The organism is Pseudomonas sp. 25 R 14 (genome assembly GCF_900004755.1).
Taxonomy (GTDB): Bacteria; Pseudomonadota; Gammaproteobacteria; order Pseudomonadales; family Pseudomonadaceae; genus Aquipseudomonas; species Aquipseudomonas brenneri.
Map to the genome: position 1 here is coordinate 1 of NZ_CVTS01000038.1, position 14,429 is coordinate 14,429.

Annotated in this window: 13 protein-coding genes; 5 read left to right on the top strand and 8 right to left on the bottom strand. The window is 60.5% G+C overall.

Features of this window, described 5'->3' with window-relative positions:
• Positions 1-11: 11 nt before the first annotated feature.
• Complete coding sequence (locus tag BFQ03_RS10045) at positions 12-974, bottom strand: IS110 family transposase (protein WP_065942825.1); 963 nt, start codon at positions 972-974, stop codon at positions 12-14.
• A 302-nt stretch (positions 975-1,276) separates the two neighbouring features.
• Positions 1,277-1,972, bottom strand: a complete 696-nt coding sequence (locus tag BFQ03_RS10050; RefSeq protein ID WP_032860448.1) for a pirin family protein — start codon at positions 1,970-1,972, stop codon at positions 1,277-1,279.
• Between the two features lie 227 nt (positions 1,973-2,199).
• Between BFQ03_RS10050 and BFQ03_RS10055 the strand changes: the two genes are divergently transcribed.
• Positions 2,200-4,680: a UvrD-helicase domain-containing protein gene (locus BFQ03_RS10055; RefSeq protein ID WP_032860447.1), complete on the top strand. Its 2,481-nt coding sequence runs from the start codon at positions 2,200-2,202 to the stop codon at positions 4,678-4,680.
• Between the two features lie 105 nt (positions 4,681-4,785).
• On the opposite strand, the gene BFQ03_RS10060 is transcribed toward BFQ03_RS10055, so the two are convergent.
• A complete protein-coding gene (locus tag BFQ03_RS10060; protein ID WP_032860446.1) occupies positions 4,786-5,058 on the bottom strand; it encodes a DUF1652 domain-containing protein in 273 nt (90 codons plus the stop codon).
• 257 nt (positions 5,059-5,315) lie between these two features.
• Between BFQ03_RS10060 and BFQ03_RS10065 the strand changes: the two genes are divergently transcribed.
• Genes BFQ03_RS10065 through BFQ03_RS10080 form a run of 4 tightly spaced genes read left to right on the top strand, consistent with a single transcriptional unit; the run spans position 5,316 to position 9,105 of the window.
• Positions 5,316-6,140 (top strand): helix-turn-helix domain-containing protein, encoded by an 825-nt coding sequence (locus BFQ03_RS10065; protein ID WP_065942979.1) that lies wholly within the window; start codon positions 5,316-5,318, stop codon positions 6,138-6,140.
• Positions 6,141-6,189: 49 nt separating this feature from the next.
• Entirely contained in the window at positions 6,190-7,596 is a 1,407-nt protein-coding gene (locus BFQ03_RS10070) for an NAD(P)/FAD-dependent oxidoreductase (RefSeq protein WP_065942980.1), read from the top strand.
• A 27-nt stretch (positions 7,597-7,623) separates the two neighbouring features.
• Positions 7,624-7,965 carry a cupin domain-containing protein gene (locus tag BFQ03_RS10075; protein WP_065942981.1) on the top strand — a complete coding sequence of 114 codons (342 nt, stop codon included), beginning with the start codon at positions 7,624-7,626 and terminating at the stop codon, positions 7,963-7,965.
• A gap of 60 nt (positions 7,966-8,025) precedes the next feature.
• Complete coding sequence (locus BFQ03_RS10080; protein ID WP_065942982.1) at positions 8,026-9,105, top strand: polyamine ABC transporter substrate-binding protein; 1,080 nt, start codon at positions 8,026-8,028, stop codon at positions 9,103-9,105.
• A gap of 123 nt (positions 9,106-9,228) precedes the next feature.
• On the opposite strand, the gene BFQ03_RS10085 is transcribed toward BFQ03_RS10080, so the two are convergent.
• From BFQ03_RS10085 to BFQ03_RS10105, 5 genes are all read right to left on the bottom strand, one after another.
• The gene (locus BFQ03_RS10085; RefSeq protein WP_032860439.1) at positions 9,229-10,206 is read right to left on the bottom strand and encodes a 2-hydroxyacid dehydrogenase; all 978 of its coding nucleotides are present in this window, start codon (positions 10,204-10,206) and stop codon (positions 9,229-9,231) included.
• The gene (locus BFQ03_RS10090; protein WP_065942983.1) at positions 10,206-11,504 is read right to left on the bottom strand and encodes an MFS transporter; all 1,299 of its coding nucleotides are present in this window, start codon (positions 11,502-11,504) and stop codon (positions 10,206-10,208) included. The genes BFQ03_RS10085 and BFQ03_RS10090 overlap by 1 nt, the downstream gene beginning before the upstream one ends.
• 59 nt (positions 11,505-11,563) lie before the next feature.
• Positions 11,564-12,508: a sugar kinase gene (locus BFQ03_RS10095; RefSeq protein ID WP_065942984.1), complete on the bottom strand. Its 945-nt coding sequence runs from the start codon at positions 12,506-12,508 to the stop codon at positions 11,564-11,566.
• Positions 12,501-13,283 (bottom strand): sugar phosphate isomerase/epimerase family protein, encoded by a 783-nt coding sequence (locus BFQ03_RS10100; protein ID WP_032860433.1) that lies wholly within the window; start codon positions 13,281-13,283, stop codon positions 12,501-12,503. Before BFQ03_RS10100 ends, BFQ03_RS10095 begins: the two co-directional genes overlap by 8 nt.
• 74 nt (positions 13,284-13,357) lie before the next feature.
• The gene (locus tag BFQ03_RS10105) at positions 13,358-14,377 is read right to left on the bottom strand and encodes a LacI family DNA-binding transcriptional regulator (protein WP_032860432.1); all 1,020 of its coding nucleotides are present in this window, start codon (positions 14,375-14,377) and stop codon (positions 13,358-13,360) included.
• Between the last annotated feature and the right edge of the window lie 52 nt (positions 14,378-14,429).

Below are 14,429 nucleotides of genomic sequence, written 5' to 3' on the forward strand. Positions count from 1 at the left end.
TGTGGGAGATTCTATGTTGCAGGGAAACCCTGCAACCTTAAATTCGGCTGATATTCGCTCTGGTTTTTCATCAGCGCGAATGCCACCCGGCAGAGCTTGCGGGCGAGGATCACCAGGGCTTGGGTCTTTGCCAATCCTCGGGCCAGGTAGGACTCGTAATAGGGTTTCCAGGTCGGCGATCGGCTAGCGGCCATTGCTGCGTTGTGAGCAAGGCGCCGTAACTCCGAATCGCCCTTTTTACTCAGGTGCCGAGGACCGGCCTTCTTTCCGGAGTCTTTTGGTCTCAGATCCATCCCCAAGAAAGCGATGAATGCATCGCCACTGGCGAAATGGCCACGCATGAAGGCTGTCGCTAGACCCGTAGCCGTAAGATCACCAACCCCTTCAATGGCTTTGCAGCGCTTGATGTTTTCGGTGATGCCTGCCTCTTTGCTGACTTTGTGCAGCAACTTCTGAATGACCAGCTCAGCTTGTTTGAAGGACTTTAACTGCTGGGCCAATTCGTCCTTCAAAAGCGGTTCGCCCGACCAACTCAGCGTTAGGCTCACGCGCAAGTTGATAAGCTCTGCACGTCGGTGCAGTAAGCTTTTCAATAGCTTATAAGCCTGCGGAGGTGGGCTCCAGAGCCGCAGCCGTTCCTGCTCGCTGCTCAGGTAGCGCGCCAGCAAACGCGCATCGCAAGGGTCTGTTTTCGCCCGTTGGCCAATGCTTTCGCGGTAATGGCTCAACCGATAAGCGTCTACAACGTAAACCCGATGTCCCATTTCATGGGCGAGTTCAGCTGTGTCCAAGTGGTAAGTGCTGGTGGCTTCCAGGGCAATTGAGCTGTTGGCAGGTAGCGTTTTGAGCCAGCGGCCAAGAGCATCGCGGTCGTTGGTAATGGTTTGAATGGCTTTGAGGTCTTCGCGGTAGGCGACGACGTCGGCCTTGGCCACATCGATACCCAGAACCGTTGGTGAAGTAAGGATTGTCATAACAAATCCTCGGAGCTAGTGTTTAAGGGCTTGTCGGGGTCTACCCCAGCGCTGGCTTGCCTCTATCGTCGGTTTTCCCGATGAATTCCTTATCGGCGCTTGGGGTAGAAAGGGCGGGACGAGAAGTCTCCCACGGTCCGTACTGGCTAGAGTCGGAATCGGGCTTTTAGTCACCGCCCACCCCTTCAAGTTTAAACATACAAGCGGGCTTGCTCGCGATGGCGGTGGATCAGTCGATATTACTGTGACTGACCCACCGCTATCGCGAGCAAGCCCGCTTGGTTTTTGAGTCTGGCTTGAGATCAGGCCAGGTCCACCAGCACCACTTCGCTGTCTTCGATCGCGGTCACCCGCAGTACGCGCTCATCCTGCACCGCAACACCATCGCGCGCCTGTGCCTGCAAGCCATTGACCTCAATCACCCCGGTCGCCGGCACCAGGTACGCCCGGCGTCCTGCATCCAAGTGATACTCGGCACTTTCCCCGGCCTTCAAGTTGGCCGCCACCAGGCGTGCATCGGCACGGATGCGCAGGCTTTCATTGTCACCCTGTTTGCCGCTGGCCAAGGTCACAAACCCTTCGCGGTCGCCCTTGGGAAAAGGCTTGGCGCCCCAGGAAGGAGGCAAGCCCGCTTCATTGGGAATGATCCAGATCTGGAAAATCTTGGTCGCCGTGGCCTCCAGGTTGTATTCGCTATGGGCAATCCCGGTGCCGGCACTCATCACCTGTACGTCGCCAGCCTCGGTACGGCCCTTGTTGCCCAGGTTATCGGCATGGCTGATGGCACCCTCACGCACATAGGTGATGATTTCCATGTCCCGGTGTGGATGCTGCGGGAAACCAGTGCCCGGCGCGATGATGTCGTCGTTCCATACCCGCAGGTTGCCCCAGTGCATACGCTGTGGGTCGTGGTACTCGGCGAATGAAAAGTGATGATGGGCATCCAGCCAACCGTGATTGGCACCGCCCAGGGAAGTAAAAGGTCGAAGTTCAAGCATGATCGTCTCCTGTTGATGGGCTTATCATCCGCCGAGGCATAATCGATAAAAAGCGTAAAAAATGCCTGATTCTTATCGGGTTATTCGATTGTTTTTCCAGCGCCAGAACTAGACCCCAGCTTCACTTCATCGCCTAACTGCATGAAGCCAAAGCAATTGGCTGGAACTGTCGGGAGATTCCAGCGACCATAGGGCCTCTGTTCGCTCAAGTCCTCGCAGGAGTCCGCGTGCCGCAACACACCCCTGATCTGCCCCCCGAACTGCGCCCCCTGGCGCAAATGCCGCTGTTCAAGCGCCTGGCTGCCCGGCTGTTTGGCCACGGCTTGACGCGCCTGCGGGCCCAGCATCGTTTTTCGTGGTTGCATGGCCAGGCGGATGGCTTTCGCAGCGGGCACGAGGCAGGCGTGGAGTATGGCTACCAGGAAGGTAAGCGTGATGGCATCGAGGAAGGGCGCCAGGTCCTGTTGATTCGTGACTTTCGCAGCGATGAGCACCGCGCGCCTGGCGTGGATGATAGCCTGTTCGACGATTGGCGCTTGCCACTGACCCCGGAGCTGAAAAAGCGCATCAAGGCTGATGTAGCGCGCCTGTTGCCAGCTCATGCGCAACCCAGCGCGGCCCAGTGGAAGATGATCTTCAGTGACACCCCGTCAACCTCGGTGATTGCCGGTGCCGGGGCCGGCAAGTCCACGTCCTTGGTCCTGCGGATCCTGTTGTTGACCCATTACCTGGGCTTTGAGCTGAGTTCCATGACCGTGGTGACCTTCACCCGTGAGTCGCGCAAGGACTTCATCAGCAAGCTCATGGAGATTCTCAGTCTGTGGGGCCAACCCCTTGCATTGAAAGAGGCCCAGGCCGTGGTGCGGACCTTCCACTCACGGATCCTGCCCATGGTGCGTAGCCTGCCGGGCTTCGAGCGATTGCAGGCCTTCGAAAACCTGCACAGCGGCCTCTACGATGACGAGGCCGACAGCAACCCCTTTGACTTGCGCATCAATGATGCCCAGCGCCAGCAACTCAATGCCTGTTATCACGGGCTCTACGGCCGGCATACGCGCTTTCGTGAGCTGATTGCGCCAATGGCACGCCACGCCTTGCAGCTCAAGGAGCTGGAGCGCGACCACCCGGATGTGCAAAAACGCGTGGCGGTCACCGAGTTGGCGGCCAAGCGTGACGAAGAACTGTGTGATGTGATCGAGGACCTGTGGTTCCGCGCCGGCGCGTGGCCGATCAAGGGGATCGAGCCGAACCGCCAGAGCGTTGAAATCAATGGCGCGTCGTTCCACTGCCATGGCTACAGCGCCGAACTGGATGCGTGGGTGGTGCTGGGCTTCGATTCCAGGGAAAACCCGCAGATCGCACGCCCCGGTGCCAAGCTGTCGGTCCGGGCCGAATGGGCGGTCAAGCGTACGCTATTTCAAGCATTCTGCCGCAAACCATTGATCTGGCTGGATAACTACGAATCGTCCAAACGCCTTCTGAGCAGTCTGGCCGGTGATGCCTCTTCAGGCCCGGGGTTTGATTACAAGGTCAAGGGCGAATTGGCTTCGGCACCGTTGCTCGACTGTTTTGTCACGGCAGCCGGTTTTATCGAGAACCTCGGCCTGGACGTACCCACCGCAGTCGGCCAGATGAGCTTTGCCAAGGATGACCCGGATCACGGCTTCTTCGAGGCCCTGGGTATTTTCTGGAAGGCCCTGGAGGATCACCTGCTCGATCAGTCGCCGCCGGTCATGACCTACAACCGCATGTTTTCGCTGTTTGGCGAGAACACCCCGGAAAACCTCAAGCTGCTCAGCGACGGACTCTTGCGCCCGCTGTCGCACTTGATGATTGACGAGTTCCAGGATGTCTCGCCGCAGATTGTGTCGTGGATCCGCGCCAGCCTGTGCGAGATTCGTCGTCGCGGGCCGGCGATGCATGTGGGGCGCGGTGCCCAGCACTCCTCGCTGTTATGTGTGGGGGATGACTGGCAGTCGATCTATGGTTGGCGCGGCAGTTCGCCCAAGTACTTCATGGAGTTCACCAAGGAGTTCCCGTCCCCGACCACCACCCGGGTGATGCTGGGGGAGAACTTTCGTAGCCACCAGCACATCATTGATGCGGCGGAACATATCGTTAAAGCCGCCCCGGCGATCAGCGGCAAGAAAGCCAAGGCCTGTGGTGCAACCAGGGCCCTGGTGCCGGTACAGGTGCTTGACCGGGACGACGCAGCCCTGGCGCAGCAGTTGCTGGCGCACTATCAACGGGGCGAATCGGTATTAATGTTGTATCGAAAAAGTATCGATAAGCTATTGATTCAGCAGCATATTGAGTCTGTGGTTAATCTGGATTCTAGCTTGCCGTCCGGTATGCGCCGCCTCAAGCAACTGACCTACCACAGCGCCAAGGGGCTGCAGGCGGACGCCGTATTTTTGCTGGGCGATTGCCAGCACCTGACCCGCTCGCCCTACAAGAACCAGGTGTACCGCATGGCCGGGCTTGGCAAGGACGGTGATACCGAACCCTACGACAATGCGCAAAAAGACGAAGTGCTGCGCCTGGCCTATGTCGGGATTACCCGGGCGGTGAGTCATTGCTACTGGTATGTCGAAGGGCAGGACGGCCAAGGTACGAATGCGCCGAGGGCGTCGGACCGGGTGGCGGGGGGCAAGGCGTTCTTTGATGATCGCCGGGGTACCCCGGCATTGAAGCAAGGCCCATTGTAGGCGCTGGTTTGCCTGGGAAAGTCGTCAACGATAACGCGGGGTACCTGCTGCCCCGCGTTGCTCTCGGGCTCTTCGCCGGCAAGCCGGCTCCTACAAGGGTATCTGTCAGGCCTGCAGCAACTGCGGCGGCACAAACGAATCCAACTCAGCCTCGATCGCCTCGATAATCAGTTCCACCTCCGTGGCGTTCATCACCGTGGCACAGGGGATGCCGGCGATGGCGATGAGGGTTTCGCCACTCTCTCGGTCAAACAACCGCGCGATCATGCTGCCAGGCGCGTCCATACTGCCTTCAAAGCCAACCGGGTGAAAATGCCAGCGCATCAGCTGGCATGCATTGGGGAATGTCACTTTATTCATGTTGCCCACCTTGTTCATTGAGCGCTTCCTTTAGCTCGCGGCAAGGGCGTCAGGTCCATCAATGGTCCTGACCGTGAAGCCTAAAAAATAGCACTCAGTCGCAATTGGCACCGGGTTTTTTGCTGTCCGTTCGGCAGTTCCTTACAAGAAGTATGACGTGGGTCATGTCTTACAAATGCTTAGGCAAAAGGCCATTACTTAAAACTGTCATTTTGCCATTGAAGCCCTCGGTAAAGTTGTGCAAGCTCCAGGCTTTAGCCGTTTGCGAGTGTTGTATGCCACAGACCGTCCTGGCCGATAGCCCGCAACAGACGCATGCGACTGCCGAGGTGGTGTTACGCCATCACCTGTGCTGGAAGCGCCGGGACCTGGACGGGGTCATGGCGCACTACCACCCGGATATCCAGTATCACGACTTCTTCCAGAACCGCGTGGTGTGCTTCGACCAGTTGCGTGAGTATCTGCAAGCCAGCATGCCCCGGGACCCCGACGAGGCCATTGAACACACCGATCGCATCCGTACCGACGGCGATACCGCGTTCATCCAGTATCGCGTGACGCTGCGCGGCGGCCAGGGCCTGGTGTCGTTTCGCACCAGCGAGGCGATCACCGTGCGCGACGGGCTGATCTGGCGTGTCAACGAATATGCGTCCCTGGTCCATGAGCCCGCCACCAGCCGTTCCTCGTCCCAGGCCACGCGGCCGACCGTCAGCCGCCTGGGCCTGTCGCCACAGCAACTGAGCTACCTGGCCAACGATTTGCAGCAGTACTTCCAGCGCCAGCAACCCTATCTCGACCCCGAACTGGACCTGCAACGGGTGGCCAAGGAATGTGGCTACAGTCGCAACCAGATTTCCTACCTGCTCAACCAGGTGCTGGGGCAGAGCTTCTACCGCTACGTCAACCAGGCCCGCCTGCAGCATTTGCTGGCAGCACTGGATGGCGCCACGCCGCCAATCCGTATCGATGAACTGGCGTTTGCCGCCGGCTTCAACTCGCTATCGGCCTTCTACAGCTGTTTTCGCCAGCACACGGGTTTGTCGCCCAAGGCCTACGTCAAACAAATTTCCCTGCGTGCACGCGCGCAAGACGACAGCTGAAGCCAGGCACTAGGATCACGCCATCGACGTTGGGTGGTGGAGTTTTGGCATGCAGGCATGGCGCAAGATCAGTTTATGGATGGACCAGTTGCAAGAGCCACTGGAGGCGCGTCCGTCCCTCGGCCAGGACCTGGATGTCGATGTGGCCATTATTGGCGCCGGCTACACCGGGCTGTGGACCGCCTATTACCTCAAGCGCCATGCGCCGCAGTTGAAGGTCGCAATCATCGAGGCGCAGACCGCTGGCTTTGGCGCTTCCGGGCGCAACGGTGGCTGGCTGATGGGCAACCTGCTGGGCGAAGACCGCTTGCTTGCAGGTTTGCCTGCCGAGCAGCGCCGGGCCTCGTTTGACCTGCTGCACGGCATTCCCGATGAGGTCGGCCAGGTGCTGGCGCGCGAAGGCATCGACTGCGATTACCGCAAGGGTGGGGCGCTGCACTGTGCCGCCCGCTACCCCGAGCAACAAGCCAGCCTGCGCGACTACTTGGCCAAGCTTCATGCCCAAGGCTTGACCGAAGAGGATTACCGCTGGCTCAGCCCCGAGCAACTGGCCGGGCAGATCCGCATCGCCTCGGCCTATGGCGCGGTGTACACGCCGCATGTCGCGACGATCCATCCGGCCAAGCTGGTGCGCGGGTTGGCGCGGGTGGTCGAGTCCATGGGCGTGGCTATCTACGAGAACAGCCCGGTCACCCATTGGCAGTCGGGCAGCCTGCGTACCGACAAGGCCCGGGTCCGGGCCTCGTGGGTGGTGCCGGCAGTAGAGGGCTATGCGCCGACGCTCAAGCCTCTGGGCCGCTATCAACTGCCGGTGCAGAGCCTGATCGTGGCGACTGAGCCGCTGTCGGCCAGTACCTGGGAGGAAATCGGCCTGGACCAGGGCCAGGCGTTTGGTGAAAGCAGTCGCCAGGTCACCTACGGCCAGCGCACCGCCGACAATCGCCTGGTCTTCGGGGCCCGTGGCGGCTATCAGTTTGCCGGCAAGCTGCGCCACAACTTCGACCTTACCGACAGCGAAGTGGAGCTGCGCCGCTATCTGTTCTGCGAGTTGTTCCCGCAACTCAAGCATGTGCGCGTGACCCACTCCTGGGGCGGCAACCTTGGCATGTCGCGGCGCTTTCGGCCGCACATGCTGTGCGATCAGCAAAACGGCATTGCCTTGTCCGGTGGTTATGGCGGGGAGGGCGTAGGTGCCAGCAACCTTGGCGGGCGCACCCTGGCCGATCTGATCCTGGGGCGCGCCACATCGCTGGTCGAGCAGCCCTGGGTGCTGCGTGAAGGCGGCCTGAATGCTCTCAGGGCCTGGGAGCCGGAGCCGTGCCGTTGGCTGGGCTACAACGCGATCATTCGCAGTTTTGTCCATGAAGACCAGACCCTGGCCGACCCGAACACCGCGCCCTGGCGGCGCAAGCTGGCCAGCGGGGTTGCCGGTTTCATGGAAGGTTTCATGCACTAAGTCGTTTCAAACACCACAGGTATGACCATGAACATTACCCAGTTCAAAGACACCCTGAACCGCCACTTGCCGGACTCAAGCCCGGTCGCCGTACCACTAGGCACCCCGGTTGCCGTGGCCTCCACCCTCAGCGTGGAACGCAGCGACGGCGTCGAGACCGGCATCTGGGAGTGCACCCCAGGCCGTTGGCGGCGCCAGATCGTGGCGCAGGAGTTCTGCCACTTTATCCAGGGGCGCTGCACCTTCACCCCCGATGACGGCGAAACCCTGCATATCGAAGCCGGCGACGCACTGATGCTGCCGGCCAACAGCACGGGAATCTGGGATATCCAGGAGACCGTACGCAAGACCTATGTGTTGATTCTCTAACCTTCTGATCCTTGATCGCCTGCCATAAAAACAGCCCTATAACCGCCAGGAAATCGAACCATGAGACCCATTGCCCTGTTGCCCTTGATGTTGGTGGCTTCCCTGACCCAGGCCGCCGAAACGGTGAAAATCTACAACTGGTCGAGCTACATTGCGCCAGACACCACCAAGAACTTCCAGAAGGAAACCGGGATCGGTTTCAGCTATGACGTGTACGACAGCAACGAGACCCTGGACGGCAAGTTGATGACCGGCAATTCGGGGTACGACGTGGTCTTCCCGTCCAACCACTTCATGGCCCGGCAGATCCAGGGCGGGGCGCTGAAAAAGCTCGACAAGAGCCAGTTGCCCAACTGGAAGAATCTCAACCCGGTGCTGCTCAAGGCCCTGGAAACCAACGACCCGGGCAATGAGCACGGGTTCCCGTACCTGTGGGGCAGCACCGGCATCGGTTACAACATCGACAAGGTCAAGGCGGTGTTGGGCGACGATGCCCCGGTCAATTCCTGGGACTTGATCTTCAAGCCCCAGTACATGGAAAAACTCAGCAAGTGCGGGGTGGCAATCCTCGACAACGGCCCGGAACTGCTGCCCATCGCCCTGAATTACCTGGGCTTGCCGCACCACAGCAAGAACCCCGAAGACTACAAAAAAGCCGAGGCATTGCTGATCAAAGTACGGCCGTACATTGCCTACTTCCACTCCTCGAAATACACCGGCGACCTGGCCAACGGCGACATCTGCGTGGCGGTGGGTTTCTCGGGGGACGTGTTGCAGGCCGAAAGCCGTGCCAAGGAAGCCAAGAATGGCGTGAACATCGGCTACAACATCCCCAAGGAAGGCGCCGCCATCTGGTTCGACATGGTGGCCATGCCCGCCGACGCCCCGGATGAAAAGGCCGGCTACGCCTTCATGAACTACCTGCTGCGCCCGGATGTGATGGCCGACATCACCAACTTCGTGCACTACGCCAACGGCAACAGTGCTGCCGACAGCCTGGTGGACCCGGTGATCAAGAGCGACACCAAGGTGTACCCAAGCGCAGAAATGATGGGCAAGCTATTCGCCCTCGAAGCCATGCCGATGAAGATCGACCGTATCCGCACGCGGATCTGGAACACCATCCGCACCGGGCGCTAGAGGCTGAACACTTACCCGTGGGAGCGAGCAAGCCCTAATGCCAGTCAGTTAAGGCTTTTTTGTAGGAGCGAGGGGGACGCCTAGTTCTCGCTCCTACAGAAAGCAGAATCCGCTCTTTCAGAATCAGGGTGTCCAGGCGGTGGGATTGACCAGGTTTTTTGGGCGTTCGCCGGCCAGTGCCGCCAGTAGATTATCCACCGCACACCGCGCCATCGCTTCACGGGTTTCATGGGTCGCAGAACCAATATGCGGCGTTGCCACCACATTGCTCAAGCGCATCAGCGGCGAATCATGATTCAACGGCTCACGTTCAAACACATCCAGCCCCGCAGCGCGAATTGTGCGCTGTTGCAGGGCCTCGATCAGCGCGGCTTCATCGACCACTTTGCCCCGTGAAATATTGATGAAAATCGTCTCCTGCCCCATCTGCGCAAATTCCTCGGCGCCGATCAAACCTTGAGTCTCGGCCGTCAGCGGCAACGTCAGGCAGACAAAGTCGGCTTGCTGCAGCAAGTCCCGCAAGCTGCGATATTCGGCGCCAAAACGCTGCTCTACCGCTGGCTTGGGCGAGTGGCTGTGGTAGATCACCGGCATGCCAAAGCCAAAATGCCCACGCTGTGCCAGTGCTTCGCCGATCCGGCCCATGCCGATGATGCCCAGGGTCTTGCCATGCACATCGCAGCCAAAGTGCAGCGGGCCGATATTCTGGTTCCAGTTGCCGGCGCGCACCATATTTGCCAGCTCCACCACGCGTCGGGCGGTGGCGAGGATCAGCGCAAAACCGGTGTCGGCGGTGGTTTCGGTGAGTACATCCGGGGTGTTGCTGAGCAGGATGCCGCGCTGGGTCAGGTAGTCGATGTCGTAGTTGTCGACCCCCACCGAAACGCTGGCCACCGCTTCCAGGCGGGGTGCCAGGTCCAGCAGTTGTGCATCCAGGCGCAAGCTTGCGCCCAGCAAGCCGTGGGCGCGGGGCAAGGCATCACGCAGCTGTGCCAGGCCCGTGGGGTCGAGGCTTTCAATCAGCGTTACCTCGGCCGCTTCATGCAAGCGGGCCATCAGCGGCGCGGAGAGTTTCTTGTACAGCACGACATGCTTTTTCATCAGGTTCTGACCTTCAAATCCAGGGAGTGCAACGGTGTTGCCGGGGACGCTTCACGGGCCCCGGTCTTGAGAAAAATCGTCAGCACCACCGACAGCAGCAACGCGCCGCTCATCAGCAGGTAGGACGCACCCGGCGAGCCGGTGCTGCTGTTGAGGTAACCCACCAGGTACGAACCGCCAAACGAACCCAGTGCGCCCATGCTGTTGATCAATGCCATGGCGCCTCCGGCAACGTTGGCCGGGAGAATTTCCGGGACGATGGCGAAAAACGGCCCATAAGGCGCATACATGCAGGCCCCGGCAATCACCAGCAAGGTGTAGGACCACCAGAAATGTTCGGCGCCCAGCAGGTAGGAGCCATAAAACGCCACGGAGGCGATCAACAACGGCGGCCACACCAAACGTTTGCGCTTTTGCAGCTTGTCCGAGCCCCAGGACACCAGCAGCATGCCGATCACCGCGGCGAGGTAAGGCAGCGCCGACAACCAGCCGGCTTCGATCATATCCATCTGCAGGCCGGCCTTGAGGATCGACGGCAACCACAGCACAAAGCCGTACACGCCAATGCTCCAGCAAAAGAATTGCAGTGCGAGGATGATCACCTGGGGGGAGCGGAAGGCTTCGGCATAGTTCTTCACCGCCTTGAGCCCCACTTGCTCGGCGGCGAGGGCGGTTTCCAGATCGTGTTTCTCCGCGGCGTTCAGCCACTTGGCATCTGCTGGGCGCTCATCGGCCAGGCGCCACCAGATAAAGGCCCAGAACACCGCGGGCAGGCCTTCGATGATAAACATCCAGCGCCAGCTGTAATGCTGCACCAGGTAGCCGGACACCACCGACATCCACAGCATGGTCACCGGGTTACCGAGGATCAGGAACGTGTTGGCCCGCGAGCGTTCGGCACGGGTGAACCAGTGGCACAGGTACACCAGCATCGCCGGCATCACGGCGGCCTCGACCACCCCAAGCAGGAAGCGGATGGCGATCAGCATATAGGCGTTGGAGACCACGCCGGTGAGGGTGGCCAGGCCGCCCCACAGGATCAGGCTGACGAAAATCAGCTTCTTCACACTGCGGCGCTGGGCATAGATCGCCCCCGGCACCTGGAAGAAAAAGTAGCCGAGGAAAAACAGCGCACCGAGCAGCGAGGACATGCCCGGAGTGATCATCAGGTCCTCGGCCATCCCGGAGGCGGCGGCGAAGCCGTAGTTGGCGCGGTCCAGGTACGCCAGGCTGTAGGTGATGAACACGATGGGCATGATGTACCACCAACGGCGGGTGGCGAGTTTCAGGTTGTTCATGGGGTTGCTCCTGAGCTTGTTGTAGTTGTGGCAACAGGTAACGGGTGTAACGCCGGGGGTCAGCCGGCCTTTTGCAGGGCGGGCAGGTCAGCGCGCAAGGGCAGGCCTTCCATATCGCCGCGACTCTGTACCGCGCGGCTGCCGATCCAGTTGGCGCGCTGCACCGCCTGGGCAAAGCTGAGGTTTTCGAGGAGGGCACTGATCATGCCCACGGCAAAACCATCACCGGCCCCTACGGTGTCCACCACCTTGGCCACTGGCACGGCGGCGATGAACCCTTGGTCCAGATGGCTGCGGTAGTAGGCGCCGTGGGGGCCGAGCTTGATCGCCACAGCTTCCACGCCCTGGTCGAGGTAGAAGGCGGCAATATCCTCGGGGTCTTCGAAGCCGGTCAGCAGCCGGCCTTCGCTCAAGCCCGGCAATACCCAATGCGCGAGGCAGGCCAGGGCATTGATTTCGCGAATCATTTTTTGCTCGCTGGGCCATAGCGACGGGCGCAGGTTCGGGTCGAAGGACACACTGCGGCCTGCCGCGCGCATCTGCGTCATCAACTGGCGCGACAGTTCGGCGCAGGCGTGCGACAGCGCCGGCACAATCCCGGTGGCGTGCAGGTGCCGTGCTTGCAGCAGCCCAGGCGTGATCATGGCGCTGGACAAGTGACTGGCTGCTGACCCGCGGCGAAAATACTCGACGGTTGGATCGTCGCCGGTCTCTTCCCGGGACTTGAGCTGAAAGCCGGTGGGGTGCGCAGGGTCGACCGCCACATGCTGGCAATCCAGGCCTTCGCGCTCCAGGCTCTGGACCACAAAACGGCCCAATGAGTCATCGCCCACGCGGCTCAGCCAGGCCACGTTGAAGCCCAGGCGCGACAAGCCAATCGCTACGTTGCTGTCAGCACCGGCGATGCGTTTTTGAAACTGGCCAACGTGGGTCAGGTCGCCGGTTTGCTCGGCGACAAACATCGCCATGGTTTCACCGAACGAGAGGATATCGATCTCAGACATGGGCGTTCTCCATGCGGGGTTGGCCAAGGCAGGCGAGGGCGGCGACCTGCAAGGTTGTGACTTGCACCAGGTCTGCGCCTTGCAGCGGGAACTCCACTGCGCGGCTGATACCTTGGGGCATCAGCTGCAGCAATTGTTCCCACAGGTGCAGGTCGGCGGCGCCGGGCGGCAGGGCGATCAGCTTGCCATCGGCACGGCGGGCGACGGCCTTGCAGTGCAGGTAATCGACATGCCGGCCGAGCAAGCGCGCGGCGGTGTGGGCGGATTGGTCCTGCCAGTGCCAGTTGCCAATATCGAAGGTCATTTTCACGGGGACGGCCAGGCGTTCTGCCTCATCGAAGAAGCGTTGCAGCGGCTCGATGCGCCCGCCATGCAGGGTCTGGTCGTTCTCCACCAGCAAGCGCACCGGGTGGCGGTTGAGCAGGGCGCTGAGGCTGTGCAGGTCGTTGGTGTCGGTGAAGTAGCCGAGGGAAACCTTCAGCCAGCGCGCACCGAACGCCTGGGCCCGGTCGAGGGTGGCGGCCAGTTCGCTATTGGCTTGCGCACGCCCGGCGATCCACAACTCCAGGGGGGAGGAAAACACGCATTCCAGGCCCTGGGCTGCTGCTGCCTGGGCCAGTTCCGCAGGCTGTTCGGTGGTGAGCAGTTCTTCACGCCATTCAATGCGCCTGGCGCCGGCAGCGGCCAACAACTCGACGAAACTCAATTGGCCACGTTGGCGAACCAAGTCGGAGCCGTAGCTGGAAAGGCTGATGGAAACGGGGTATCTATGCATTGTTATTGATCTCTGAAACCGGTTTCATTTGCAGATAAAAAACATCCCCTTTATAGATGCCGACTTGCTGGCTCCTACAAGGGCTGGGTTGAACCACGTGTTATGAGTTGCGGAGCAAAGTCCAGAGAGCGAGTCGGCGAGGTATCGCCGCGCAAGCGCTTGAGCAGACACTCAAAGGCACTGGCGCCAATCGCTTGAGTCGGTTGGGCCAGGGCGGTAATGCCGCTGCCCACCAGCGGGTACCAATCCAGGTCATCCAGGGCAATCAGGCCGACGTCCTCGAATAACCGGCAACCCAACTCGCGCAAGGCCTTGGTGCACGCCAGCGCGGCAATGCCGTTGGCACAAAACAAGGCTTTCGGACCTGCAGGCGACATGCCAAGAAACGCCTGCAGGTGAGCGTTCAAATCCGGGGTGATTTCCAGCACGCTGCCACGCAGTTTTTTGCGTCGGCTGATCTGACTCTGGAAACTGTGCAGGCGCTCGACACGCGAACTGGTGCCATCGGCCGCTTCGCTGATCAGCAATATATCCCGGTAGCCCTGCTGCTCCAGGTGCTCCAGCGCCATGCGTACGGCCAGCGGGTTATCCAGGCCTACCAGGTCGCTGTGCAACGCGTCGACCTTGCGGTCCACCAGCACCAGAGGCATCTCCCTCTGTAGCTCCAGCAGTTGTTCAAGGTGATGACCAAGGGTGTTTACGATCAAACCTTCGATGTTATAGGCACGCAGTGCTGCCAGATGCTGGCGCTCCTGCTCGTCATCGCGGTCGGTGTTGCACACCACCAGGTTGTAACCGTGTTGGCGGCAGGCGGTTTCCACGCCATGCATCACGGCAATCGAATAGGGGTTGCGGATATCGGCCACCAGCATGCCGATCAGACGAGTGCGGCCCCGTTTCAGGCCCCGGGCCATCTGGTTGGGGCGGTAGCCCAGCTCTTCGATGGCCTGCTCGATACGCAAGGCGATGGCATCGGACAGTAGGGCGCGGTCGTCGCCGATAAAGCGTGAAACGCTGGCCTTGGAAACCCCGGCGCGCTCGGCGACGTCAAGCATGGTCACGCGGCTGCGCTGGGCGGCGGAAAATGAAGTCACGGCTGGGCCTTTCTTATTGGAATTGAGTGCACAGTAAAGGTTGGATTGAAAC